Origin of the sequence: Marinomonas sp. UCMA 3892, from assembly GCF_012726345.1 — a bacterium.
GTDB lineage: Bacteria > Pseudomonadota > Gammaproteobacteria > Pseudomonadales > Marinomonadaceae > Marinomonas.
Genome location: NZ_PTXN01000021.1, coordinates 49149 through 75294, shown reverse-complemented (window position 1 = coordinate 75294; position 26146 = coordinate 49149). Strand labels below are relative to the sequence as shown.

The window sequence follows — 26146 nt, the reverse complement described above, 5'->3', positions numbered from 1 at the left end:
GCACAGTCGTGAGGGAGTGAAGTTTTTAGGCGTGGAGATCGGAAGTCGATATACCCGAATCCAAACCAAGAAACTGGACTTGTTCAAACAACGGCTTAAGCAGATGACGAAACGAAACGGCGGTAAACCGTTGAGTGATGTGATCAAACAGCTGAATCCGCTATTAAGAGGGTTCAGACAGTACTTCAGGATTGCCAATGCGAGTGGTGAATTCAAGAAAATCGCCCAATGGTTAAGGAGACGGCTTCGCAGTGCTCAACTAAAATTATGGAAGAAACCTAAACGGCTGCATCGAAGGCTCAAGCAACTGGGCTACAAGCCGCCGTTTAAGTACATCTCGATGACCAGTTGGAGAAATGCAGCGAGTCCATTAGCCAGCCACGCGATGCCAAACAAATGGTTCGATGAGCAAGGTTTGGTGAATCTTGAAGAAGTGAGAACGGGGTATGTGTTCAGTGTTTATACTGAATGGAAGTTTGCATGAGCCGTATACGAGGTCCGTACGTACGGTTCTGTGAGAGGGATGAGGCGGCAACGCCTCACCCTACTCGATTGTTTCAAATTTCTTATACCGTCATTATTGTAGAAAAGCTTGACCTATGTGCTACATGCAGGTTTTACACTATGGTTATAGTTCAGATATTTCAAAGGAGTTTCTATGCGGGTAAGTGAGCTAGCCAAAAAAACCAATGTGACGGCTGAAACAGTCCGTCATTACACAAGGCTTGGGCTAATCTGTGCTGAGCGAGATCCCAAAAATGGTTATCAGTTATACGATAAGGTGGCATTGCAGCGATTAAATTTCATTCGCCAAGCCAGTGATTTAGGATTCAGCTTAAAGCAAATCGAAGAGATTTTTCATCAATCCGATAGTGGTGATTCACCTTGCCCTATGGTTCGTGATTTATTAGAAAAAAAAGTTCCTGAAACCAAACTAAAAATAGCTCAACTGCAGGCACATTTAGTCAAAATGGAAGACGCGTTAGCCGCTTGGGAAAACATGCCAAATGGTGCTCCTGACGGTCATTCAATTTGTTGTTTGATTGAGGGCTGGGAAGAGGCCAGGTAGGCCTACCGATAGCGATATAAGAGGAGGGTAGAAATGGCGCATACAGAATCAAAATCAACCGATCAAATGACAATGCTAACATTGAATGTTACTGGTATGTCTTGCCAAGGCTGCGTGTCGAAAGTTCGCAAACTCATTCTGGAAAAAAGTCCTGAAGCTATTATCGAAGGCATGCCGAAAGAACATAAACTAGTAGTCACGTCTGATTTAGAATTAGCCGCAATTGAAGCGAGTATCCAGGAAGCTGGATATCAAACATCAGGCTTATTTGATAATAGTGAGCATGATCAATTAAATAATAAGCAAGCATCTGATGAGAAAAAAAATCCAGTAGACAAAGAACTGGACAATCTAGATAAATCAGACACTTCAGTTAGCTATCAGCTTTCTATTGCTGGAATGACCTGTGCCGGTTGCGTTAATACGGTACAAAAGGCTTTGGCAAATTCTGCCGATGTTGTTTCTGCAGACGTTAACTTCGCCAATCATACCGCACAAGTTGTCACCAGAGGCTCTTCAGAGGCATTAATCAAAGCGGTGGAGAATTCGGGCTACCAAGCTAGTCTTATCCTTGATGCAGAAAAAAGTGAAGAGGAGCGAGGCGAGAGAGAATTAGCAGAATATCGCTATAAATGTAAATCGTCTGCGCTAGGTTTAGGGCTCGGGGTTCCCTTGATGCTATATGGCCTATTTGGCGGAAGTATGATGGTGAGCACACTCACTGACAGAGTTGTCTGGTTTGTGGTTGGTATTGCTTCATTGTTGATTATGGTAAGCGCTGGTAAACATTATTTTCGAGGTGCCTGGAAAGCCTTTACTAATCATCAGGCTAATATGGATTTATTAATAGCCTTGGGTACTGGTAGTGCTTGGCTGTATTCAATGTTAGTTGTGCTGGCTCCAATAAGTTGGCTGCCAGATAACGCCCGCCACTTATATTTTGAAGCTGCCGTGATGATTATAGGCTTAATTAATATTGGACAAGCATTAGAATTGAGAGCTCGTCGTAAAACGAGCCAAGCCTTGCATCGACTTTTGGATTTGCGACCTAAAATGGCAACGCGAGTGGATGGCGACACGGAATCTCGCGTTAGTGTGGCAGATATTAAGGTGAATGACATTTTGCGGGTTCGGTCAGGTGACAAAATTCCTGTTGATGGAGAAGTCTTAGAAGGTCTTTCAACAGTAAATGAATCTATGCTGACAGGCGAACCTGCACCAATAGAAAAAAGCGTGGGAAGTTTGCTATCGGCTGGCACAATAAACGGCCAAGGCAGTTTGTTGTTCAAAGCAACTCGTATTGGTTCCGATACCTTACTCGCGCAGATTATAACCATGGTCGGTAAGGCGCAGAACTCAAAGCCACCGATTAGTGTGCTAGCCGACAAAGTGTCTTCTATTTTTGTACCAAGCGTGGTCATTATCGCTATTTTGACGGCACTTGTGTGGTTTAACCTTTCTATATTTGGTGTGGACAATGAATCCGTCTTCTCATATATGTTGGTAACAACCATCTCGGTACTGATAATTGCTTGTCCGTGTGCCTTGGGGCTAGCAACACCTATTTCTACCATGATAGGGATTGGTAAAGCGGCAGAATATGGTGGCCTTATTCGAAACGGTGAAGCCTTACAAAGAGCGAGTGAATTGACCGTGGTCGTGCTGGATAAGACTGGCACGATTACAGAAGGTAAACCGAAAGTCGTTAATGAAATATTAAGTGAGCAAGCTCATAAAGGTTTGGTGGCACAAATCGTTTCAGCCCTAGAGGCACGAGCTAACCATCCTTTGGCTAATGCTTTATTGGAGCATTGTCAGACGGATGCAACAGAAAAAGAAAGTGTTGCTCTCGATGAGTTTGAGTCACTGGTTGGTTTAGGTGTGAGAGGCAGTATTGAAGGGAAGGCTTATTATCTTGGTAACGAGCGCCTGATGAAAGAAAAGGGCATCTCTATAGATTTGCTCGCTTCTGATGATCTGCATAATGCAGCAACCCGCGTCTATCTCTCGGATGAAGTTGCGTTAATGGCTGTTTTTTATATTGAAGATCCCATTAAGAAAGGCGTCAAATCGGCTATTTCGAACTTCAAGGAACAAGGCCTAAAAGTTGTCATGCTGACTGGCGATAATCCAGAAACGGCCGCTTCAGTTGCAAATATGGTTGGCATTGACGATTATCATGCGCAATTGATGCCAGACGATAAACTGAACTGGGTTAAGAAGCTTCAGGCACAAGGTGAAGTGGTTGGAATGATTGGTGATGGCATTAACGATGCGCCAGCTCTAGCTCAGTCCGATGTAGGCTTTGCGATGGGAGCCGGAACTGACGTTGCCATGGAGAGCGCTGATATTACTTTGATACATAATGACTTAAACGGCGTTGCAGATGTTATTCAAATAAGCAGTGCTACGTTAAGGAATATTAAGCAGAACTTATGGGGCGCATTTGCCTATAACAGTTTAGGTATTCCTATCGCTGCGGGGATTCTATTTCCGTTTACAGGGTGGTTATTGAGCCCAGTTATTGCTGGTGCCGCAATGGCCCTATCGTCTGTAACAGTTGTGACCAATGCTAATCGACTTAGATTTTTCCGTATTTCCCGTTCAAATCTTAATAGTATAGATACTGAGGAGGGTAAATGAGCGTACTCATTAATGTGTTAGGTGTGTTACTAATCATGTTTGTTGTCAATTGGTTTTGGTGGCCAACCCACCAGAAACAGACTAAAAAGCACAGTAAGAATAAGTAAAGACATCTTTCAATAAGCAATAACTCGGCAAGTGTTGTAAAATATTTGCGTTGATCAATAAGCCAAGGGCGCAAGCTCTTGGCTTATTTTATTTTCAGTCTTAAATAGTCACTATTGTTCATTAATCTAGAATCAAATATCGGAGCTTTTATGCTTGCTTATCAATGGGGTATTTTTGCTATTGCCCTAGGTACTTTCGGAATAGGGACAACCGAGTTCATGCCTATGGGGTTGTTGCCAGTTATTGCAGATGGCGTGAATGCATCCATTCCGGCTGCGGGTTTATTGATTAGCGCCTATGCCGTCGGTGTAATGATAGGTGCGCCATTAATTACTTTGTTTTTAACACGTTATAGTCACAAAACCTCTTTGCTTGCGTTAATGGTGGTTTTCGTCGTTGGCAATTTACTCTCAGCGGTATCTGTTAATTACGAGACTTTCTTAGTTTCGAGAATCATCACCAGTCTTTCTCATGGCGCTTTTTTTGGTATTGGTGCCGTTGTTGCCATGAATTTGGCACCTTTCCATAAAAAAGGTTCTGCGGTAGCGTCGATCTTTTTAGGCTTAACTATTGCGAATATTGTTGGTGTTCCTATTACTACTTGGTTGGGGCAAAATTTTGATTGGCGTATTTCATTTGCAGTAACTGCGATATTAGGTATTGTCGCTTTTATCGGTATCAGCCGCAGTTTGCCCGTTATGCCACGGGCTGAAAAGCCGGATGTGAAAACAGAGCTTAAAGCTATCATGCAGCCTGCTGCGCTGCGAGCTTTTGCGACTACGGTGATGTGTGCAGGTTCAATGTTTACGCTTTATACTTACATTGCGCCGATCATGCAGACTTTGGCTCAAGCCTCGGATAACGCTATTGCAACCATGCTAATGCTTGTCGGCATTGGTTTTACGCTAGGAAATTACATCAGTGGCAAAGTAACTGATAAGTCACCAGATCTGGCTTTGTTTGCCTTTCTAGGCCTACAGGTATTGGTTTTATTACTGTTTCGCTTTACCTCAACGACGCTAATTGGTGCCAGTTTAACTATTTTATTATGGGGCGTTGTAATATTTGGTAGTGGCCCTCCATTACAAATGCAAGTAATGAAAATCGCAGATCAAGCACCAGGTTTAGCTTCGTCTATAAATATTGGCGCATTTAACTTAGGAAATGCTTTAGGAGCAGCTCTAGGTGGATTGGTAATTAGTATAGGCTTTAGTTTTGAGTGGATTCCAACTGCCGCAGCAGTGTTGTCTTTTCTTGCACTTGTCATGGTTTGGTTAAATCGTCGTAAAGCTATCAATGTGCCAGAAGTCAATATCGTTTAATAAGTTGTAAAGAATATAAATCAAGGGGGCAAAAATGTGCCTCTTGTTTTATGCTAAAACCTACTATAAAACCGCCTTTATAAATCAATGTAATGGATCTACAGTTGTGACAGTATTAAAAAGTAAATTCTTAAAGCTCAATCGGCTTATTTTATTTTTGGCCTTAACCGCTACCACCTTAACCTTCATTAACAGCTTTTATTCGAACTACGAGGTGCAGAAAGAGCAATTGATTCTGCAGACAATAGAAGTGAATAGGGCTTATGCCAGTAAGCTGTCTGATACGACAGAAGTGTTTCTGAAATCTTCTCTGCAACAGCTAACTTATACAGCTAACTCATTGTTTAACAAAATGCATGATGGCTCCCACCTAAAAGAAGAGGCTAATCGCCTTAAATTTCAAACGGATAGTTTTAATTCTGTGGTCATTAGTGATGCAAATGGTTTGACTCAAGCTGCTTCACCAGAAACTCTGGATTTAGTCGGAAGACGGCTTACCTCTGCCGGTAGTTTAGAAGCTATTGAGGAAAAAACGCTACTTATTAGTAGTCCATATCTTTCTACTCTAAAGAATTTGATTGTTTTTCTTTCTGCTCCTGTGTTTGATTTTCAGGGTAACTACCTCGGCTTTCTTGGTGGTTCTATCTACTTAAAAAGCCCAAATATTTTGAGTGAAATATTGGGCGAACATTATTATAAAAATGGTTCTTATATCTATGTGATAGATCAAGACAAACAAATTCTTTATCACCCAGAAAAAGGACGCATTGGCTCTCTCATTGAAGGTAATGATGGCATTGATGAAATAATAGCGACAAAAGAAGGTGGCTTGCTATTAAATAATAGTAGAGGGATCCAAATGTTGGCCGGATACTCCACCATCCCCAGTACTGGATGGATTATCATTACCCAAAGCCCTGTGGAGTCTACCTTAGTGCCGCTAACTGGTATTATGGAAAAAGTAGTTTTACGTACCTTACCTTTGGCTTTAGCCGTTTTTCTATTTATTTGGTTGTTTGCTCGAGCTATTTCTAAGCCACTTCAGCAGCTTGCAGACAAGGCAAGATCGCTTGATAGTCCGACAGTAAATGAAGATATAGAAAGAATCGAATCTTGGTATGTAGAAAGTTTAGGTCTAAAAAAAGCCATGTTAAGTGGCGTTAAACTTATGCAAAACCAGATTGGCGATCTTAAACGTGATGCCGAAACTGACCCTTTAACCGGTGCAAGTAACCGCAGGGCGTTTGAGTTTAAACTTAAACAGTTAGCTTTGCTGGAAGTGCCATTTAGTGTCTTGGCCTTAGATATTGATTATTTTAAGCGTGTCAATGATAACTATGGTCATAGTGTGGGCGATGATGTTCTTAAACAGCAAACGCAAATATTGAACCGGTTTTGTCGAGATGGTGACATGGTCGCCAGAACTGGCGGTGAAGAATTTGTATTGTTATTGAAGCAAACTTCTTTAGAGGATGCTTTCTTAGTCGCTGAACGATTACGAATCGCGATTTCAGAAGAAACATTTGATGTAGTTGGTAATATTACCGTTTCAATCGGTATAGCAGCTTGGGTAATATCTGACGGTATTAGCGTAGAGAAAACCTTATCATTGGCTGACCAAGCTCTGTATGAAGCAAAAGGACAAGGGCGAAATCGCTGCATTATTGCTTAACCTAAATAGCATTAGATTTCGAGGAAAAGAAGAGGGTGTGCATGGCAATTCATGCACACCCTTTTTTGTCGAATCTCAAATAACTAGCTAAATGTGTTTTTTTACCTAGCCCATTAGGCGTCATTCAATATAGCTTCTAGCTTAAAACATGATCAACAGGTTTCATCTGAGGCGGTAGATCAATACTTCCAAGAGCCCTATGAACATCGCGTTCAATGATTCGAACCATTGAATCGGTTGGCAAATCATTGACATCGTTGCCAAATGGATCTTCTAATTCATTGCCAATTGCATCTAACCCAAAGAATGTATAGCTGACTATTGTTGTAAATATAGGTGCTAGCCAACCTAGCGGCTCAGCCATTGCAAATGGTAATAACAGGCAAAAAATAAATGTCGTTCTATGTAATAGAAGTGTATATGGGAATGGAAGCGGGGTATTTTTGATTCTTTCGCAGTTAGCCTGAGCTTCAGATAATCCTATTAACCGCCTTTCAAGCTCTAAGTAACGCCATTCACTAATGATCCCATCAGAGGCTAGTTTTGAGCATTTTTCACCAATATTACTCAAAATTGTATCCGCTGGATTATCGATAAAAGTGAACTTATCATCAGCTATCCATTTACTTAGGGAAATACTCACATTATTGCCTTTTAATTTTGAGTTTAGAGCATGTGCAAAGGCACAAAGCATTTTTAAGATTTCCTCACGAGTTTGTGCATCTGATATCACAATGCTTTCGCGGCAAAAAGCGCGTACTTCAATGATGATTTTCCCCCACATTTTTCTGCCTTCCCACCATCTGTCATAACATGAGCTATTTCTGAAACTCATAAAAATAGACAACGACAAACCTAAAAGAGTAAACGGAATGGAGCTTACATTCTCAAAAGACGCAGGATATGTTTTTTCTAACAGAACAATTAGTGAGGCAAAAACGGTGATTAATAAAACACGTAAAGCGATGCGTTTGGCAATCGAACCCTTAAGGGTCGTAAGTATAACTATCCAATTTGGATTTGGGCGAACAATCATGAGGTAAAGCCTAAAGAAAGATTAAATAAACGGTTATGTGTCAGACCAAGACTTACTAAATTTACTCAGAATAAACATTCGCAGAGATGATTGTTTAGCATTTCAATAGAAGGATGAGTTTGGTTTGTGGATGATAGAGCCAGTGATGATGGGTTCCAAGCATTAGTAATCATCAGCTGAAAAATAGTCGTTATACGTATGAATCCTGTATTTACACTATTTCCGATAATAACATTTATCGGAAATAGTGAGCGTACATAGAGCTTTCCAAATCTCATAGTTTCTTATTTTATTGAGTTTTCAACCAAGCCAGTAATTCTGGCAATGATTTAATTTGATGCGTTGGCGTAATGTCTTGCGGATGTGTTTTGTTGTGGTGATTAAGCCAACATGTAGCAAAGCCAAAATTTTTGCCACCAAGAATGTCTGATTCCAACGTATCACCAACCATTAGCACGTCCGCTTTATTTGGCGACCCCATTTGCTCTAAAGCATGTTCGAAGATTTTAGGATGTGGCTTAGCAACACCAACGAGCTCGGAAATAACAACCGGTGAGAAATATGGCAGAAAGCCAGTTCTTTCTAGACGAATATGTTGTAGCTGTGCAAATCCATTGGTAATGATGCCCATGTTTACTTTGTTTTCATGCAGATGCGTTACAAGCTCTATAGCGCCTGGTAATGTTTTACATATTTCCGCCATAGAGTCTAAAAACTGTTTATTTAGCTCTTTTGGGCTGATGGCTAATCTATCGCTCCAAAGTTTGAAGCGATGTGTTTGTAATTGTTCTGCGCTAATTTTTCCATTTTGATATTCTACCCAAAGCGGCTTATTTACGGCTTGGTACTCATCATATTCTGGTTGTTCAAAAGTTACGCCATGCTGAGAAAACATGTGTTTTAGACCTGCGAAATTATCAAAATGAAAAAGAGTTTCATCAGCGTCAAATAGGATCCATTGATATTTCATTGTTTCAACTTATATATTGCTTAAATTATTTACATTAATAATGTTCAGGATGAAGTACTGGTGCTAACGCAAGCACTAATGCTTGGGTATATACGCTTTCTCTTGTAGCAGCGTGATTGGTAAACAAGCCAATGGCGCCGCCTTTTTGTCGAATGTTATCGGTATTAAATAACTCATCCATCACTAGCCCTAGTTCTTCATTGGCTTGTAAGCGCTGATAAACCTTATTGGGTAGAGGTAAATTAGCTGAACGGCCTGTCATTAGTTCACCATCACTATTTAAAATGGCAACATAAGCAAAGGTCGCGGCGCCCTCCTCGAATTCATCGACGCCACCTTCCAAAGCAACAAAGAAGTCCATGTCATTGCTCGCACTATGTTCTGAACAATACCTAACACGGTTTTGTGCACCAAGGCGTGTTTCTGCTTCTGTCATAGGTTGATCAGCAACATCAGACGGAGCATGCATTTCTTCACAGTGAATGGTGTGATTAGGAAATACCTGTAAAAAAGCCTGTCGTGCAGCATTTACTTTGACGGGATTAGTTGATCCAACACAAACTCGAATAACGGTAGAGCCTTGTTTGATAGTCATTTTTTGCCTCAATACTTAAAAAGTAAAAATAAAAAAGCCGCTATGTTGTTATAGCGGCTTGGTATTTAGACTATTATAAACCTACGCTTGCCCTTTAATAATGGGCGTTGGGCAAACTACATCGGCATTTTGCGCTCTATGTCTTAGCAAATGATCCATAATGGTAATAGCCAACATAGCTTCTGCGATTGGCGTTGCACGTATACCTACACAAGGATCATGGCGGCCTTTGGTGATAACTTCTATTGGATTACCAGCACGGTCGATACTTTTACCAGGGATAGTAATACTGGATGTTGGTTTTAGAGCCATATGGACAACAATATCTTGTCCAGATGAAATGCCACCTAATACGCCGCCAGCATGATTGCTTAAAAAACCTTCTGGCGTCATTTCGTCACGGTGCTGGCTGCCCTTTTGTTCAACAACATCAAAACCATCACCAATTTCTACGCCTTTAACCGCGTTAATGCTCATTATTGCTTTGGCAATGTCTGCATCTAGGCGATCAAATACAGGCGCCCCTAAACCAGGCATCACATTTTTAGCGATAACGGTGATTTTTGCACCGACTGAATCGCCTTCGCGACGAAGTGCAGTCATATATTCCTCAAGTTCCGGAATAGCATCGGGATCTGGGCTAAAGAAGCTGTTGTCGTAGACTTGGCTTAAATCTTTGACTTCCAATTTGATTGGACCAAGTTGTGACAAGAAACCTTGGATTTCGATACCAAATTGTTGCTTCAAGTATTTCTTGGCAATGGCACCAGCAGCCACGCGCATTGCTGTTTCACGAGCGGATGAACGACCGCCACCACGATAATCGCGGAAGCCATATTTTTGATCATAGGTATAATCAGCATGAGCAGGACGGAAAGTATCTGCGATGTTGCCATAATCTTTTGAGCGCTGATCGGTGTTTTCGATTATTAAACCAATCGGTGTCCCAGTGGTTTTGCCTTCAAAAACACCAGACATGATTTTCACTTCATCGGCTTCACGACGCTGTGTTGTGTGTTTCGATGTGCCGGGTTTACGTAGATCTAAATCACGTTGTAAATCAGCTTCGCAAAGCTCAATTCCTGGTGGACAACCATCAACAATGGCGCCAAGCGCAAGACCATGACTTTCACCAAAGGTGGTGACTTTAAAAAGTGTTCCAAATGTATTACCAGACATAGGTTATTTCTGCTCTTGTAATAGTTCGCTAAGTTGTTCTTTAGTTAGGATAAAGACACCATTGCCACCCTGCTCTAATTCAACCCACATAAAGGGAATATTAGGATAAGCGGCTTGTAAGGCTGTTTCGGTGTTTCCTACTTCGTAGACTAATATACCGTCATCTTGCAGATAATGCGCGACTTGGGCTAAAAATTCGTGGGTAAAATTAAGGCCATCTTCGCCAGAAGTTAAGGCTAATTCTGGCTCATTATGAAACTCAGCTGGTGCATTGTGAAAATCATCTGCATCAACATAAGGTGGATTACAAATAATTAGGTCATATTGCTTGCCACTCAAACCTTTAAACATATCAGAGTGAATGGCATGAACTCGGTCTTCGACTTGATGACGGACAATATTTTCATTGGCAACATCTAAGGCTGCTTCGCTAATATCTGAAATATCAACTTCAGCATCTTCGAATACTAAAGCTGCCGCAATACCCAAACAACCAGAGCCAGTGCACATGTCTAAAATATTCAACGGATAGTTTTTAAGCCAAGGTGTAAATTCACTTTCCAACAAAGAGATGATTGGAGAGCGAGGAATCAATGTGTCTTTGGTGACTTTAAATGGTAGTCCCATAAACCAAGCTTCACCTAGAAGGTAAGGCAATGGTTCGCGTTTAGTGATACGAGTTTGAACTAGCTTAAGAATGTGTTTCTTTTCATTGTAGGTCAGAGCGCAATTTAACATATCACGATCAAAGTCGAGTGGAAGTTTTAATGCGCCCATAACAAGATGAACAGCTTCATCCCATGGATTGTCTGTACCATGACCGTAAAACAAGTCTGCCTGTTTAAAGCGACTAAATGTCCAACGAATGAAGTCTTTGATGGTGGATAAATCACGAACGGCTGATTGTTTGTAGCTCATCTTCTCTTCTTAATTATGAATGCGCGGATATGGCGAGTGACTCATTATAACGGTTATTGTTTCGTGCCTCTATCTTTGCGTTGCATGGTTTTCACTGAGCTGGTTAACGCATCGAGTTTTTTTGTCATTTCTTGCCACTTTTTCGCGTCATCTTTTATTTTATTTTGTTGGTTTTCTTCTAGTGTTGCTGCCAGTTTCGCGTTTTCTTCAGTTAGCTTAGCAATTTGATTGTCTTGTTTGGCAAGATCTACTTCTTTTTGGGCAAGGTTAATTCTGAGTTCGGCGTTATCTTTTTCTTCTTGTTTGATCTGGCTGGTTAATACAGAGTTTTGAGCAATCACTTCTTGGTATCTTTGCTCACTAAATGCAAATTTTTGTTTAAAGGTTTCTGCTTCATCACCTACTTTTTTGTGCTCTGACATTAATGAATCATATGCTGTTTGTAATTCGATTAATGCTGAAGATAAAGACATATAACCACTTCGTGTTGCTTCTTGCTTGAGTTTTTGGTGTTGCTCAATTTCGGACGATTTTTCATCAAGTAATTTTCCGAGGTTTTGAGTCACTTCTCTTGAAAAGCGCTTAAAAACAGGAAGCAATACATCATTGAGTTCGCTTAATTCGTGTTGTTGCTGTTCTTTGTAGGCTTCTTCCCAGTCAGTAATTGCATTCAGGAAGGTAGTGTTTGAGCAGCGACGTCCGTCCTTTTGTAGAAAGTATTCGGTTAAACGAGGAATATTTGGGAAGCTGTTCTTTTCTATCAACTCCCAGCAGGCTTGGTGAATTTCTTCTCTTGCTATGTTTGCTTTGCGAGCCATATATCATCCTACTGATCGTTTAAGAATAAAATTTAATAAATTAAGTATTTAGTTTATCAAATTTATCTTTATTGTAAAACAAGATGGTGAGTTACTGGCAGCTTTCATTTTTTTGCTTTGGTATATTTTAGACAATAAAAAAGCTCCCGCAGGAGCTTAGTGGTACTGGCTGATCTTTAATGTTATCAAGCTGATATTTATTGGATGCTGGTAGTGTTTATAACTCTTGTCGCCATTTCAACACCAAACTCTTTAGCTAGCTCTTTCCATGAATCTTGTTTCGGCTCATAGACAACAGGCTCTGCATCGGGGAAACGTGCGTCCAATATATCAGTTACGCTTGCCAAACCATCGATCAAACCAATCTTGATGGCTTGTGAACCAGTAAATAGCATACCTGAGAAGACATCATCCGTAATAACAAGCCTATCCCCACGACCTTCTTTTACTGCATTGATGAACTGTTGATGAGTTTCATCTAACACAGCTTGCCATTTCACTTTGGCTTCTTCGGTCATTGGGGCGAATGGGTCAAGAAAAGCCTTGTTGCGCCCCGCTGTAAAAGTGCGTCGTTCCACACCAATTTTTTCAAGCAAGTTACTTGCGTCAAAGCCGGAGGAAATAACACCAATTGAGCCAACTAAACTGGCTTTATCGGCGTAGATTTCATTTGCTGCGGACGCAATGTAGTAACCCCCGGAAGCGGCCATGTCTTCAACAACTACGAGAACTGGAATGTCAGGATAGTTTTGCTCTTTGGCGCGAATGGCGTCGTAAATAATACCAGAATGAACCGGGCTTCCACCTGGGCTATTCATTTCAATGACCACACCCTTTAAGCGTGAGTTTTGGTAAGCAGCATCAAGTAAACCAACAAACTCAGATGATTCAATCTCGTTATCGGCACCAATAACGCCACGCATTGGAATCATGGCAACTATGTCTCCTTCTAAACTGACATCTTGAAAGTTAGATTTTGCAAACCATCCACCAACTACCGCTAGGAAAATCGCGAGTGTGGTAAAACGAAAGAAGATTCTCCAGCGTCTAGCGCGACGCTTTTCAATAAGGTTTTCACTAAGTGTTTTTTCTAGTAAGGACCAAATCTCCTTATTTGGATCTGTAGTCTCTATTTCGGTCTTTTTCTCAGTATGTACATGCTCACTTGACGTTTCGTTAAGCGACTGTTTACGGTCTTCATCTTCTGTCCAGCTCATTTTCTATAACCCTAAAATGTTTGATAATTGATAGAAATCATTTATTAGTGCGTGCGGTTGGCAAGCTCTTAGTCGTTCTTCTTGATGTGCGCCATAAGTAACTCCAATGCTTTTCATTCCCGCATTGGTTGCCATATTTAGGTCGTATTCTGTATCACCAATCATAATGGCGTGCTCTGGCGAAATATTTAGCTCAGCTAGTATTTGCTCCAGCATTAACGGGTGTGGTTTAGATATGACTTCATCGGCACAGCGGGATGCAACAAAGTAATCTCTTGTATTAGTTAGAGACATTACTCTTTCAAGCCCTCGACGACTTTTACCCGTGGCTACCGCCATTTTCATATCTGCAGCTTGTAGCTTATTCAAGACATCTATAACGCCGGGATAAGCCAGTGGTGGCGTTTGATCCGATGCCACATAGATAGCCTTATAGTGCTCGATAATTGTATTTTTTTCATTTAAAGATAACTCTGGCCAAACCGTGTCTACAGCTTTGTCAAGAGATAAACCAATAATATTTTTTATATCGTCTTTTGCTCTTCTTGGTGCGCTTGCCAAGTGGCCAGCCTGCAACATGCTATGACATATATTGTCGATGGAGTCGAATAAGGTACCGTCCCAATCAAAAATTACCAACTTAACCATAGATACCTCTTAAGAATAGTCCGGCGAGAGTGTACCATAACCGAAAATGACAAAATAAGGATTGGTAATGACTACAGGCTATACATTAGAGCAACTTTCAATTGATCAAAGTGTTGAATATCGCAAAGTGGTTACACAGGCAGATGTACAAGCTTTTGCTGATGTAACAGGTGATACAAACCCTGTTCATTTAGATGCTGAATATGCAGCAACGACTTCTTTCGGTCAGCCAATTGCCCATGGCATGCTGACAGCTGGCTTTATCTCAGCAGCGATAGGTACTCAATTGCCAGGACCTGGCTGTATTTATTTAGAGCAAACGCTAAAGTTCCGCTCTCCGGTTTTTGTTGGTCAAGAAGTGGTTACGACAGTAACCGTTACTGATATCAATGAGCGTCGTCGTCGTGCGACACTAAAAACAGTGTGTGAGTGTGACGGTAAAGTAGTTGTGACAGGTGAAGCAACCATTATGCTGCCAGCATAAAAGTGCAAAGTTAATAAAAAGCATTAACCCATAGCTGGTAATGCTTTTGTCGCATTTGTTAGGGTGGTGGTGTTATTAATGCCATCGCCAACTATTTTTATATATCTGTAATTATGCCCCCCTTATTTACACCACAATTGTTAGTCAAAGTGTTTGATCGTGAAAAAATGCGGCATTTTGTAAAAAAGGCTGGGATTTAGGCAGGAGCAAGCCTATATTTACTAGACAGAACAAGGACTAGGGTTTGCCATGAAAATTCAATTACTAATGATCATTGCCGTGATTATATCGTCTTTATTGACGATATCTCAGCGCGCCAATGCTCAAGAAGTAAATCAATTTCGCTGGCTAGAACCCACTATAGAACAAAGGTGCGATGAAGTCGTTGTCCCAGATCAAGATAATGGAGCGGATAGCGGCTGTATTGTATTAACTCCGTTTCGGACTCATGTCTCCACTTTAACCCAGACGTCTTTTCTAAATTACCGCTTTCCTGTTATTGCTAAAGTTAGTGATAGCATCAACCCAAGAGCTCCACCGTTTTCACTGATTTAACACACCCACACTTTAGCTATTTTATTTTTTACACTGGGGATTAATCATGAAAACACTAACTTATGTATCTACAAAAGACGTTAACGAATTAACTTGGCCTACAACCACAGAAAATATAAACCTTTATTCTTCTGCATTATCAGTCTTTACTGATTTTCAAACGGCTGGCCCACGGGTAATTGAATCAAATACTCGTGCGGATGAGCTGGTTCAGTTGATGAGAAAAGAACATGTACGCATGAAAATCGTAGTCGATGCCGATAATCGCTTTGTTGGCGTTATTAGTCTTGAAGACTTGTCTGAAGATGTCTTCATTAAACAGGTAGCAAATGGTTTTCAACGTTCAGAATTGATGGTTGCAGATTTGATGAGAGCAAAAGAAGTATTACTTGCTCTATCTTATACCTCCCTAAAACATTCAGATATCGAGTCACTTTTATTTAGCCAGCGTAATAATAAGCTGCAGCACTTACTTGTTATTGATGAAGATACAAAGATGATACGTGGTTTGATTTCATCTAATGATGTTGCTCGTCAGCTTAGACTAGATATCGATGTTTCATTTTCTAGTTTTGCGCAGACATACCAAAGTGCGATTCTTGGGCAAAAAGAGCAATCCAAAAAGCTGAAAGTGGCCTAATTCATTCTTAGTTTATTATTTTAAGGTAAAAAAGAGCCCGAATTATGTGATTTGGGCTCTTTTTCTTAGAACTAACCTTCTTTCTTTTCGATCCAATAGTAATAAATATCTCCTTCTTGATCTTGTTGGATAAGCTTGTGTCCAAGAAATTGACAGAACTTTGGAATATCTCTTGTCGTTGACGGATCTGTCGCAATGACTTTTAGCACTTCCTTCGCAGCCAGTTTTCGCATCTCTACATGAAGCATCATTACAGGTTCAGGGCAAAGTAAATCTGTTGCATCAAGCAGCGCTTGGTGTTCCATAATAGTTCTCTCAATAGGTTAAGCTTCGGTTTCGATATTGTTTTCTAGCCAGTTTTTCGTGTGAATAGCTATTTCTAAAACAGTGTCTTCTATGCTTTTATTGTATTTTTTTAGCGTTTTAAAGTCATGGTCCGCACCTTCTATCCAAAGAATATTCACATTGTCAGGCAACATCTGCTTGCTAACCCAATCGTACGAACCTAATTGATCTCTTGTGCCTTGAATAATCAAACATGGTGCTTTGAGTTCAGCAAGAAACGATAATCTATTTTTTTCGGGCTTTCCGGCTGGATAGAAAGGAAAGCCGAAACATACTACAGCTTTCACCATAGGTAGATCCGTTAGCTGTGTAGCCACTCGGCCTCCCATGGATTTCCCAGCAACAATACAGCTATTCTCATCCACAATATGCTCAGCAAATTCAGGAACAAGGGTGTTAAATCTAGGTGGTGGCCTTTTCTTTCCTAAACGCTCTTGCTCTTGCATATATGAAAAAGTTACTGGTATCGCAGCTTGCTGCCTTTGCTCAGATATTGCGTCACAAAGTTGCTTTAAAAAAGTGTGATTGTGACCTGCACCAGCACCGTGGGCGAGATATAAAGGTAGAGAGTTCATGGTCATAATTTTCAAAAAACGCTATTAGACCAGATTAGATCGATGGTTAGAACCTTGCTAGATGTATTATTACTAACAACACAGAGAAAGCTTTTATTTGCAGTATGGAAATCCTTGATCTGGGTCAGCAAATGGCTTTCCACTAAAGTGTAAACTCCTATTAGAAATTTTAATAGGAACACATCATGATTTGGGATTCTTCACTTATCGCTAAGTACGACCTATCTGGGCCTCGTTATACATCTTACCCAACGGCACCGCAATTTGACTCAAGCATTAGTAAAATTGCGCTTATTGATAAGATGTTAACGCCTTCCGAAGCCCCTCTTAGCTTGTATTTTCATATTCCGTTTTGCGCTCACCTTTGTTACTACTGCGCCTGTAATAAGATTGTGACTAAGCAGTACGATAAAGGTGCTGAATACGTAGAGCTACTGGGCGAAGAAATGAGATTACGCAGCCTCATGCTTGATCACTCAAGAGAAGTTACGCAGTTACATTTTGGTGGTGGCACCCCTACTTTTTTAACCGAAGAATTAATTGAAGTATTGTTTGAAAACATTCAACAACACTTCAATTTAATTAATGACGGAACGCAAGATTACAGCATTGAAATAGACCCTAGAGAAATAAGTCGATCTAAGCTGGAGTTGTTAACTAAAAAAGGAATTAACCGAATTAGTATTGGCGTACAGGACTTTGATATCAAGGTACAAGAAGCCATCCACCGTGTTCAACCCGTCCAAATGGTTACTGATCTAGTAACAGATGCTCGGGAATTAGGTATCAAGTCAATTAACTTTGACCTGATTTATGGCTTACCTTATCAATCTATAGAAGGTTTTAGGGAGACTTTGGCGCAAGTGATTGCGTTATCACCAGAGCGAATTTCACTTTTTAATTACGCTCATTTACCTGATCGATTTCGTGCTCAGAGACGGATTTCAGGTGATAGCTTGCCTATATCAAGCATGAAACTAAATTTGTTGAAGATGAGTATTGAGTATTTGATTGCTGCTGGTTATGACTATATCGGCATGGATCATTTTGCAAAACCCACGGATAGCTTGGCAATAGCCCAAAAACAAGGCAAGCTACAGCGTAATTTTCAGGGCTATACAACACATGCTGGCACAGATTTAGTAGCATTTGGGGTATCTGCTATTAGTGATTTAAATGGCGTTTATATCCAGAACCATACTGACTTATCAATTTATAGGAGTAGTATTGAGAGAGGTCAATTAGCGATAGCAAAAGGTTATATTAGTGATCTAGATGACAGAATTCGACATCAAGTTATAATGACGCTAATTTCACAATTTGAGTTGAATACTGCTACTATTGAGCAAAAATATAATATTCGCTTCTTCGAGTACTTTTCTGAAGAGATGGAAAATCTAACTCCCATGACTAAAGATGGTATGTTAGATATTGATCGTAGTGGAATGCAGACCACTATTAAAGTTACAGAGCGTGGTAGATTATTAATTCGCTGTATTTGTATGGTTTTTGATAAATACCTAAACGGCACCATAAAATACTCAAAAGTTATATAGATCGAGATCAGGGAGATTCACATGTCATTGACACACACACAGTCACGATTCAACAGTACGCTTACTTCGCAATGCCAAAACTGTAGCTTAAGTGCTCTTTGCCTTCCAATAGCATTAGCTGATGAAGATATTAATAAATTAGATCAAATAATTGAGCGTAAGAAACCACTAAAAAAGGGCGAATTTTTGTTTCGCCAAGGTGAAGCGTTTGATTCAGTTTATGCTGTACGTTCTGGCACTTTAAAAACATTTAATATTACGTCCGTCGGCGAAGAGCAAATTACAGGCTTTTACTGCCCTAGTGAATTAGTTGGTTTAAGCGGAATAGATTCAAGCGTCTACCCTGTTTCTGCAAAGGCGCTGGAAACAACAACAGTGTGTGAGATTCCATTTAGTCATCTTGAAGAATTGTCTTCTCATATACCTTCTTTGAAACATCAGATATTTAAAGTGATGAGCCGTAAAATATCCGACGACCAACAGATGATGGTGTTGTTAGGGAAAAAGAATGCTGATGAGAAAGTGGCTTCTTTCCTTCTGAATTTATCCAATCGATTTAAAAAACGCGGTTACTCTGCGAGCTCTTTCCGCTTATCTATGTCGCGCGGTGAAATCGGCAACTACCTTGGCTTAGCAGTTGAAACGGTTAGCCGTGTCATTACTCGCTTCCAAAAGAACGAATTAATACATGTTGATGGTAAAGAAATAGAGATAATTGATTTCCCAGAAATGCAAAAACTCGTTGGGGTTGCTAGTGATTGTGGTAAAATTGCCCACATTTGATTGATATGATGAGGCCCAACAGGCATGCTGTACGACGATTTTTACGTTAAATCACTAATACAAACAATAGAAGATTGGCCAAAACAAGGCATAAGTTTTCGAGACATTACCCCCATTTTTAGCGACCCTAAAGGCATGAGAATGGTTGTTGATGCCTATGTGCATCGTTATATTGCAACCGATATCACTCATATAGCCTGCATTGACGCTCGAGGTTTTTTAATTGCTGCCGTTTTAGCCTATGAACTTCAAAAGCCGCTGATTTTAGTACGTAAAAAAGGCAAGCTTCCAGGAAAAACTATTTCGCAAAAGTATGCTTTGGAATACGGCGAAGCTGAATTAGAGATCCAAGAAGGTGCAGTGAAAGCGGGTGATGAGGTATTATTGTTTGATGATTTGATCGCTACGGGCGGCACCCTACTTGCTGCAATCGAACTATTGACCAGCCAAGGCGCGAGCATCAAGGAAGTGGCAGCTATTATAGATTTGCCAGATCTAGGTGGAAGTCAAAAACTAAGAGATAGTGATATACCTGTTTTCAGCCTTTGTGCTTATGACGGTGAGTAATATTTGAGTTAACAAAAAAGGTGGCTTAGCCACCTTTTTTGTTTTTCAATAAGCAGTTTATCGCTATTAAAAGTCTACTGTTGCACCAATAGAAAGACCTTTGTCAATTTCTTTACGAGAATCATCTTCATACACAGTCACTGTTTTGCCATAGCGAACAAACGCTCGTGCATTGCGCATAGTCATGTATTCTGCGCGAAATTCATAAGTGTACATATGATCTAAGTTGGAAATAGATAGTACTTGTGGTGAGTAATATACAGAGCCATAAATGCTTACTCGATTCGCTTCTGGTAAGGTGTATCGGTACCAACCACCTAAAGCGAGCGCAACAGATAAGTCGTCCTTCTTGTCTAAATCTGCATCGATAGCATATAGTCTAATACCAATACCTGCTTGAAGCGGTCCACTAGTATCTGAGTCTTCAACAGTGACGCCTATATGTGCAGTAGAAGTGTTTTTGTCATCATTATGAGTTACGCCGCCATTAACGCCGAACGCCCCCATATTTAAGTTAATATCACCTTTTACTGTGTCATTCGTTAGACTAACTCCAGCGGATGATGCATTGACGATAGAAGACCCTAAAATACCGGCGGTTAACAATAGAGCTTTATGCGTTAGGTTCATTTCTATTATCCTATAATGAAATAATATTTAATCGGTCAAAGGCCGCAGGCGACTGTTTTAACCCTTTAAAGTCGAATAATTTTGTATCTGCTAAATGCGATGGTACGACATTTTGAATAGCAGAGAACATACTTTCGGTTCTACCTGGAAATTCTTTTTCCCACTTTTGCAACATGTCTTTTACGACTTGTCTTTGTAAATTCTCCTGAGAGCCACAAAGGTTACAAGGGATAATAGGATATTCCTTCATCACAGAGAAGGCTTCGATATCTTCTTCTTTGCAGTAAGCAAGAGGACGGATAACGATATGCTTACCATCATCACTTAACAATTTTGGTGGCATAGACTTTAATTTACCACCAAAAAACATATTCAAGAATAAAGTTTCAAGAATGTCATCTCTGTGATGGCCAAGTGCAATTTTAGTCGCTCCAATTTCCTCTGCAAAACCGTATAGAGAACCGCGGCGCAAGCGAGAACATAAACCACAAGTGGTTTTTCCCTCTGGCACAATTTCCTTTACGATGCTGTAAGTATCGCGTTCTAAAATATGAAAATCCACACCAAGTTCTTCCAGATAAGCAGGTAAGATATGCTCAGGGAAACCAGGTTGCTTCTGATCTAAATTTACAGCAACAATACTGAAATTTATAGGTGCGCTAGCCTGAAGGTTCCGCAAAATTTCAAGCATAGTGTAAGAGTCTTTGCCTCCAGATAAACACACCATCACTTTGTCACCATCTTCAATCATATTGAAGTCAGCTATAGCTTGGCCTGTTAATCTGCGAAGGCGTTTTTGGAGCTTGTTTAGCTCTAACTTTTCTTTAGGTCGAGTAGATAAATCCATCATATATACGCTGTAAACAAAACTCGCCTATATTACTATAAGCATGAAGCTATCGCATCAAAAATGGATAATATAAGGCAAGAGTGTATAAAAAATCACTTTTTCACTGTTTTTATAGATTATCAGTTATTTTTGCTTATAAATTGTAACGTTGAGCGACAACCTTTACAGATGTATTCAACACCCCGCTGAGCTCTGGTGTGACGCTGTTTAGTGAATTGATGTTTTTGGCAGGAGCAGTGGTATTCATAGGTTTGTTTTTGCGGAGGAACATCAAAGGTATGTGTTCTATTGGGCCTGATACCGTATACCTTAAGCATAACAGCTTGCCACTCTTTACCATGAGGTTTCACCGTATTACCGTAGATTTGAAATACAATAATGTGAGCAACTTCATGCGGAACTACAGTGTCTAAAAACTCAACTGGGTTTTGTTGATACATGAAGTGGTTGAATCGCAGTTCATTTTTTTGTAGGTGAGCGGTGCCTGCCGCCCTACCTCTTTGCTTCAAATTACATGACGAGCGTTTAAATTTATTGCCAAAAAACGCATCTGCTTTATCAAAGCAATGATCGGCTTTTTCAATAATGATGCTCAGCACATCTTCATCGTAGTTTACGCTCGACTGTCGAGAGGTTAAGGGCATAATGCAACGTTCTCTTTTAAATCTACCTCATGAATGATTCTAATGAGCGATTCAGCAAAATCAGCCACTTTTTCTTTTGGTAAACCTGTTAAGCGACTCAATGAAGCAATCGAGTTTGGCTTATGCAAACAAATTAACCTAAGTTGGGTATCACTTAAGTTAATTTTGCCGTAGTTATACTTCCAAGCCAAGATTTTATGCCAATTTATGCTGTCTATTATAAGGTGATCTTCTTGAAGGGTTGGGTAGTAATGTTCACTAGGGATGATTATTTGTGTTTTTCCTTGAAGTACACTCCGTGATTTCTCGTTGATATGTACGGCAAAAACACCATGAGCTCCAAGTGTAATGTAATCGTAGGCAATTAAATGTCTTATAACTGATTTCCATTGCACTTCACTTAATTCTTTGCCTTTACCAAATAATGGTAACGACTCTGCCCCAATGGACGAAACAACTTTGCTTTTCTTCCCAAGTAGAATTTGGATAAGTAGCGAAAAAGGTTGAAGTCCTTTTGTGTGATAAATAAGAGATAAAAGCTTCTGACTGGCAATCGTCATATTCTGTTCAGACTTGTTGGAAAGACATCGATCACAATGCTGGCAAGCAGGAATACTCTCATCAAAATGCGCTAGCAAATTTTGCCTTCTACAGCCACGCCCTTCTAAAATACGAAACAAACTGCTTAAATGTTGTATTTCTCTTTCTGCTGCTAACGGCTGCATTGCGGCCATCTGCTGTGCTTGAAGCATGTCTTGCAAACCATATAGCAACAAAGACTTCGCAGGTTTTCCATCACGTCCCGCTCGCCCAACTTCTTGAAAATAAGACTCAGGACTGCTTGGTAAGTCTAAGTGAACAACAAATCGTACATGAGCAATATCAATCCCCATACCATAAGCAGTGGTTGCCACCATTATGGTGCCCTGCTGCTCAGCAAATATCTTGTGATTTCGTTGCTTATCTTCATCTAACATTGCTGCGTGATAACTTAAACTTGGCAATCCAAGTTCATTTAACCAACTAGCTAGCTCCTCGGTTTTTTTTCGTGAGCGGCAATAAATAATGCCTGTTTCCCCTGGCACCTCATGATGCAGAAAGTACAAAATCTGTTGTTTGGCTTTTCTTTTTTGTGCTATCTGAATTTTAATATTGGTGCGATCAAAGCTATTACGTAACACCAGACAATCATGAAGTTGCAGTGACTCCTGAATCGTCACCATAGTTTTTTGATCAACTGTACCAGTAAGAGCAATGATAGGAACGTCAGGAAATGAGTGTTTTAGTTGCCCAAGTTGGCTGTATTCCGGTCTGAAAAAATTTCCCCATTGGGAAATACAATGGGCTTCATCAATGGCAAATAACGAAATATCAAAACTGTGCAAAAAACCTATGACCGAAGACTGAACAAGTTTTTCTGGTGATAAGTAAAGTAAGTCAATATGCTGATGTCGTAATGCCCAAATGAGATCATCTTGTTCGCCCGGATTCAAAGTAGAGTTAAGAAATTTGGCTCGTATGCCTTTTTTGTTTAATTCTTCTACTTGCTGTGACATAAGAGATAGTAAAGGACTAACAATCACAGCAACGCCATTTCGTATAAGTCCAGCCGCTTGGTATACCAAAGATTTTCCGCCACCAGTTGGTGCTGCGAGTAGAACGTCACGTCCTGCGCACAAAGCCTCGATCGCCTGTTCTTGCAAAGGGCGATATTCTGAATAGCCTAGACGTGAAAGTGTGTGCTTCTTTAGATTCATTTGCGAATTATCCCTTAACACAACACTTTCTGCATCGATTTTTCGTCTTCTTTTCGCTAGAATCAGTCACTTAATTTGTATTAGGGAAACATTTACATGGCACACCAACCTCTTGATGACCTTGAGTTAGAGACGTTAGAAAATTTTTTGGAGTCGGATCAAGTTCATGAGGAATGTCAGAACTTTGTTATGGCTCATGGCTTCTTAACGGCACTGTCTATTTGTCCTGTTCTGACAGCCGAAGACAAGTGGCTGCCTGTTATTTTTGAAGACACACCGCAATTTGAAAATGAAAAACAAGAGAAGCAAATACTTCAGTACCTCTCGCGGCTTTTTATCGACATTCAAAAAGAGTTAGAGTCGGAAGAAGGATTCATGGTGCCTTGCGAACTTGAAATGGCCTCGTCACCAGAAGAACTAAGTGAATTGCAGGAATGGGCTACTGGTTTTATGGAAGGTGTGTTCATGACTGAGAGTCATTGGTTTGAGCCTGAGAAAGAAGAAGTCGTTGCCGAATTGTTATTACCAATTATGGTTGCGTCTGATTTATTTGATGATGAAGAAGTTGTTCAAATTCGTGAAAGCGAAAAACTAACTAATTCATGTATTGCACAGATCCCAGAAGTAGTTACAGACTTGTTTTTAGTTTTGCGTACGGAACCTGAAAAGCGACCATTTCCAAAGGTTCAACCTAAAGTAAAAAGTAATAAGAACAAGAAGAAAGGTAGTAAAAAGTCTTAATAGAAGTGACTTGTTTGTAATATTGCCATTATAAGCAAGGACTCCTAAGAGCAACGAGAGTAATATCATCTAGTTGCTCTGACTCACCTAAATATTCAGCAAGTTGCTGCTCTATGATTTGTTGCGCAGTAATTAGGCTTTTTTCAGCATAGGCGTTCGATATAAGGTTCTTGACCTTTTTATCTCCAAGCATTTCTTCGCTGCAATTTTTAAGCTCTAAAACCCCATCAGATACAATAACTAAGGTATCTCCTGCGTTTAACTTATTATTTTGTAAGTCTGCCTCGAATTCACTGGCAGAAAGAATACCAAGCGGCATATGATTTGAGTGTAAGTAGTCTACTAAACCATTAGAGCGTCTAATAAAAGCGTTAGGCATTCCTCCTCCCCAATAAGTGATTTCACCTTCTTGCGTCATAAGAATGAGATAACCAGCGCAAAACATATAATCGGGTAAGATACTGAACAGTATTCGATTAATTCGAACTGCTAATTCATTTACGCAGACCAGATCATCAACTGCATCAAAAAATGTTTGCATGACAGGTAAAGCGCCAATAGAAGCCGGCAAGCCATGTCCTGTAAAATCTCCTACAAAAACGAGACGTGCAGCATCTGAGCGAGTTTTTACTAAGGCTAAATCACCATTAAAGCTGGCTGCAGATAACCTAGTTATGGCGACTTGTTCAGAGTTTTTTTCACTTCGAGTTTGAATATGATCAAGTACATGATGGGCCATTTCATGTTCTCGCTCTATCATCTTTTGATAGTAAGTCAGCGCTTTGTTTTTTCGGTACATTTCCTTCATTAGCTCAACATGACGCATGTGCGTTTTGAGTCGAATATTGAAAAGTACCTCATTAAATGGCTTGGGAATGAAGTCATCTGCACCAGCTTTAAAACACTTATCCATTACTGAATCAGCTGTATGAGATGCGAGAAAAATCATTGGTACAAAGCGGTTACCTGACAAGGCTTTAAGTTTTTGGACTAAATCATAGCCACTACCGCCCTTTACAATCACATCAAGAGTAACTATATCGGGAGCGTAGCTTTCAAATGTAAGAATAGCCTCTTCATAACTAGCTACACTCTTGACTTCAACACCTTCTTTCTCTGCGCATAAAGAAATAATTTCGCGATAAACTGGCTCGCTGTCTACGCATAATAATTTCATCATTTTGGCCTTTACTGAATATCAAAGCGTTTATCAAAACGAGAGATCATGAGAATGTTTTTAATAAAGGCATTTGCACCTGTTAACTGAATGTTGGAGTCTGCGTCAATGGCATTACGCATACTTAGCAGCATACCAAGAGCAGCGCTATCTAAATATTCGACCATGCTCATATCAACCACGTAGGTTTTATAAGGTTTAGTAAGATCTGAGTAGCCCGCTCTAAATTCATTAAATAAAGAGAAATCAAAACTTCCAATAATAGTGATTGTTGCTATATCTTTGGCATCATTAACAGTGATTGAAATACTCATTAGCAGATCGAGTTAGGGTTATTTGCCCTGCTCGCCTCCGTGGCATTTTGGCGATGAAGGAGCAAGCGCGTTGCGCTCACTCCACTCTTTAATTGTGTATAGATGCATAGCGAGAGCGTGAATCTTTGTCATTTCGTCTTGCAGTACTCCATAAACAAGCTGATGACGCTGAACCAGCCTCTTACCTTCGAAAGCATCACTTACTAGAACCAACTTAAAATGTGACTCGCTTCCTGCAGGTACATTATGCATATAACTCTCATTTTCGAGCGTCATATGATGTACATCCAATTTTTCATTGATACGTTGATCTATCTGATTTTGTATGATCAT

General features: G+C 40.2%; 29 protein-coding genes. 12 read left to right on the top strand and 17 right to left on the bottom strand.

The genetic code is table 11. The features are described 5' to 3' along the window. From B6N13_RS21140 to B6N13_RS21120, 5 genes are all read left to right on the top strand, one after another. Positions 1 to 484 (top strand): group II intron maturase-specific domain-containing protein (locus tag B6N13_RS21140; RefSeq protein ID WP_282434093.1); only part of this gene is annotated, 484 nt, incomplete at its 5' end. Positions 485 to 658: 174 nt separating this feature from the next. Continuing rightward, a complete protein-coding gene (locus B6N13_RS21135) occupies positions 659 to 1069 on the top strand; it encodes a MerR family transcriptional regulator (protein ID WP_012069957.1) in 411 nt (136 codons plus the stop codon). 33 nt (positions 1070 to 1102) lie between these two features. Next, positions 1103 to 3712 carry a heavy metal translocating P-type ATPase gene (locus tag B6N13_RS21130; RefSeq protein WP_169460518.1) on the top strand — a complete coding sequence of 870 codons (2610 nt, stop codon included), beginning with the start codon at positions 1103 to 1105 and terminating at the stop codon, positions 3710 to 3712. Between the two features lie 257 nt (positions 3713 to 3969). Continuing rightward, the gene (locus B6N13_RS21125; RefSeq protein WP_169460517.1) at positions 3970 to 5142 is read left to right on the top strand and encodes an MFS transporter; all 1173 of its coding nucleotides are present in this window, start codon (positions 3970 to 3972) and stop codon (positions 5140 to 5142) included. Positions 5143 to 5248: 106 nt separating this feature from the next. Then, entirely contained in the window at positions 5249 to 6814 is a 1566-nt protein-coding gene (locus B6N13_RS21120; protein ID WP_348981560.1) for a diguanylate cyclase, read from the top strand. Positions 6815 to 6950: 136 nt separating this feature from the next. Here the strand turns inward: B6N13_RS21120 and B6N13_RS21115 are convergent, their stop codons facing one another. The 8 genes from B6N13_RS21115 to B6N13_RS21080 form a co-directional block, all read right to left on the bottom strand. Next, positions 6951 to 7850, bottom strand: a complete 900-nt coding sequence (locus B6N13_RS21115; RefSeq protein WP_012069953.1) for a bestrophin family protein — start codon at positions 7848 to 7850, stop codon at positions 6951 to 6953. A 289-nt stretch (positions 7851 to 8139) separates the two neighbouring features. Then, entirely contained in the window at positions 8140 to 8820 is a 681-nt protein-coding gene (gene yjjG / locus B6N13_RS21110) for a pyrimidine 5'-nucleotidase (RefSeq protein ID WP_169460515.1), read from the bottom strand. 34 nt (positions 8821 to 8854) lie between these two features. After that, on the bottom strand, positions 8855 to 9415 hold the full coding sequence (yjjX, locus tag B6N13_RS21105; protein ID WP_169460514.1) for an inosine/xanthosine triphosphatase: 561 nt from the start codon (positions 9413 to 9415) through the stop codon (positions 8855 to 8857). Positions 9416 to 9496: 81 nt separating this feature from the next. Next, positions 9497 to 10594 carry a chorismate synthase gene (gene aroC / locus B6N13_RS21100; protein ID WP_169460513.1) on the bottom strand — a complete coding sequence of 366 codons (1098 nt, stop codon included), beginning with the start codon at positions 10592 to 10594 and terminating at the stop codon, positions 9497 to 9499. A 3-nt stretch (positions 10595 to 10597) separates the two neighbouring features. Continuing rightward, the gene (prmB, locus tag B6N13_RS21095) at positions 10598 to 11512 is read right to left on the bottom strand and encodes a 50S ribosomal protein L3 N(5)-glutamine methyltransferase (protein WP_169460512.1); all 915 of its coding nucleotides are present in this window, start codon (positions 11510 to 11512) and stop codon (positions 10598 to 10600) included. Positions 11513 to 11565: 53 nt separating this feature from the next. Further along, positions 11566 to 12330 carry a hypothetical protein gene (locus B6N13_RS21090; protein WP_012069943.1) on the bottom strand — a complete coding sequence of 255 codons (765 nt, stop codon included), beginning with the start codon at positions 12328 to 12330 and terminating at the stop codon, positions 11566 to 11568. Positions 12331 to 12527: 197 nt separating this feature from the next. Next, on the bottom strand, positions 12528 to 13547 hold the full coding sequence (gene sppA, locus B6N13_RS21085; protein WP_169460511.1) for a signal peptide peptidase SppA: 1020 nt from the start codon (positions 13545 to 13547) through the stop codon (positions 12528 to 12530). Positions 13548 to 13550: 3 nt separating this feature from the next. Beyond that, a complete protein-coding gene (locus tag B6N13_RS21080; RefSeq protein ID WP_169460510.1) occupies positions 13551 to 14195 on the bottom strand; it encodes an HAD-IIIA family hydrolase in 645 nt (214 codons plus the stop codon). 67 nt (positions 14196 to 14262) lie between these two features. Here B6N13_RS21080 and B6N13_RS21075 point away from each other — a divergent pair, with 67 nt between their 5' ends. The 3 genes from B6N13_RS21075 (at position 14263) to B6N13_RS21065 (ending at position 15874) form a co-directional block, all read left to right on the top strand. Then, positions 14263 to 14679: a MaoC family dehydratase gene (locus B6N13_RS21075; protein WP_012069940.1), complete on the top strand. Its 417-nt coding sequence runs from the start codon at positions 14263 to 14265 to the stop codon at positions 14677 to 14679. Between the two features lie 249 nt (positions 14680 to 14928). Continuing rightward, positions 14929 to 15234 (top strand): hypothetical protein, encoded by a 306-nt coding sequence (locus B6N13_RS21070; protein ID WP_169460509.1) that lies wholly within the window; start codon positions 14929 to 14931, stop codon positions 15232 to 15234. A gap of 46 nt (positions 15235 to 15280) precedes the next feature. Then, the gene (locus B6N13_RS21065) at positions 15281 to 15874 is read left to right on the top strand and encodes a CBS domain-containing protein (protein ID WP_012069938.1); all 594 of its coding nucleotides are present in this window, start codon (positions 15281 to 15283) and stop codon (positions 15872 to 15874) included. Between the two features lie 71 nt (positions 15875 to 15945). Here B6N13_RS21065 and tusA read toward each other — a convergent pair whose 3' ends face one another. After that, positions 15946 to 16179, bottom strand: a complete 234-nt coding sequence (gene tusA, locus B6N13_RS21060) for a sulfurtransferase TusA (protein ID WP_169460508.1) — start codon at positions 16177 to 16179, stop codon at positions 15946 to 15948. An 18-nt stretch (positions 16180 to 16197) separates the two neighbouring features. Further along, the gene (locus tag B6N13_RS21055; RefSeq protein ID WP_169460507.1) at positions 16198 to 16800 is read right to left on the bottom strand and encodes an alpha/beta family hydrolase; all 603 of its coding nucleotides are present in this window, start codon (positions 16798 to 16800) and stop codon (positions 16198 to 16200) included. Between the two features lie 179 nt (positions 16801 to 16979). Between B6N13_RS21055 and hemN the strand changes: the two genes are divergently transcribed. Genes hemN through B6N13_RS21040 form a run of 3 tightly spaced genes read left to right on the top strand, consistent with a single transcriptional unit; the run spans position 16980 to position 19700 of the window. Beyond that, positions 16980 to 18350 (top strand): oxygen-independent coproporphyrinogen III oxidase, encoded by a 1371-nt coding sequence (gene hemN / locus B6N13_RS21050; protein WP_169460506.1) that lies wholly within the window; start codon positions 16980 to 16982, stop codon positions 18348 to 18350. A gap of 21 nt (positions 18351 to 18371) precedes the next feature. Then, positions 18372 to 19133 (top strand): fumarate/nitrate reduction transcriptional regulator Fnr, encoded by a 762-nt coding sequence (gene fnr / locus B6N13_RS21045; protein WP_012069934.1) that lies wholly within the window; start codon positions 18372 to 18374, stop codon positions 19131 to 19133. Between the two features lie 24 nt (positions 19134 to 19157). Continuing rightward, positions 19158 to 19700 carry an adenine phosphoribosyltransferase gene (locus B6N13_RS21040; protein ID WP_012069933.1) on the top strand — a complete coding sequence of 181 codons (543 nt, stop codon included), beginning with the start codon at positions 19158 to 19160 and terminating at the stop codon, positions 19698 to 19700. Between the two features lie 66 nt (positions 19701 to 19766). On the opposite strand, the gene B6N13_RS21035 is transcribed toward B6N13_RS21040, so the two are convergent. The 4 genes from B6N13_RS21035 to B6N13_RS21020 all read right to left on the bottom strand — a co-directional run bounded on the left by B6N13_RS21035 (position 19767) and on the right by B6N13_RS21020 (position 23581). Next, on the bottom strand, positions 19767 to 20330 hold the full coding sequence (locus B6N13_RS21035; RefSeq protein ID WP_012069932.1) for a YfaZ family outer membrane protein: 564 nt from the start codon (positions 20328 to 20330) through the stop codon (positions 19767 to 19769). Positions 20331 to 20340: 10 nt separating this feature from the next. After that, positions 20341 to 21180, bottom strand: coding sequence for a tRNA 2-thiocytidine(32) synthetase TtcA (ttcA, locus tag B6N13_RS21030; RefSeq protein WP_012069931.1), 840 nt, complete (start codon positions 21178 to 21180; stop codon positions 20341 to 20343). A gap of 119 nt (positions 21181 to 21299) precedes the next feature. Continuing rightward, positions 21300 to 21824 carry a SprT family zinc-dependent metalloprotease gene (locus B6N13_RS21025; protein WP_012069930.1) on the bottom strand — a complete coding sequence of 175 codons (525 nt, stop codon included), beginning with the start codon at positions 21822 to 21824 and terminating at the stop codon, positions 21300 to 21302. Further along, on the bottom strand, positions 21815 to 23581 hold the full coding sequence (locus B6N13_RS21020) for an ATP-dependent DNA helicase RecQ (RefSeq protein ID WP_169460505.1): 1767 nt from the start codon (positions 23579 to 23581) through the stop codon (positions 21815 to 21817). The genes B6N13_RS21025 and B6N13_RS21020 overlap by 10 nt, the downstream gene beginning before the upstream one ends. Before the next feature lie 96 nt (positions 23582 to 23677). Here B6N13_RS21020 and B6N13_RS21015 point away from each other — a divergent pair, with 96 nt between their 5' ends. Then, positions 23678 to 24322 (top strand): UPF0149 family protein, encoded by a 645-nt coding sequence (locus tag B6N13_RS21015; RefSeq protein ID WP_169460504.1) that lies wholly within the window; start codon positions 23678 to 23680, stop codon positions 24320 to 24322. Positions 24323 to 24350: 28 nt separating this feature from the next. Here the strand turns inward: B6N13_RS21015 and B6N13_RS21010 are convergent, their stop codons facing one another. The 3 genes from B6N13_RS21010 to B6N13_RS21000 are packed head-to-tail and all read right to left on the bottom strand — an operon-like array spanning position 24351 to position 26146. Continuing rightward, positions 24351 to 25502 carry a fused response regulator/phosphatase gene (locus tag B6N13_RS21010; RefSeq protein ID WP_012069927.1) on the bottom strand — a complete coding sequence of 384 codons (1152 nt, stop codon included), beginning with the start codon at positions 25500 to 25502 and terminating at the stop codon, positions 24351 to 24353. A gap of 8 nt (positions 25503 to 25510) precedes the next feature. Further along, positions 25511 to 25813 carry an STAS domain-containing protein gene (locus B6N13_RS21005; protein ID WP_012069926.1) on the bottom strand — a complete coding sequence of 101 codons (303 nt, stop codon included), beginning with the start codon at positions 25811 to 25813 and terminating at the stop codon, positions 25511 to 25513. Between the two features lie 18 nt (positions 25814 to 25831). Continuing rightward, positions 25832 to 26146 carry a BolA/IbaG family iron-sulfur metabolism protein gene (locus tag B6N13_RS21000; protein ID WP_012069925.1) on the bottom strand — a complete coding sequence of 105 codons (315 nt, stop codon included), beginning with the start codon at positions 26144 to 26146 and terminating at the stop codon, positions 25832 to 25834.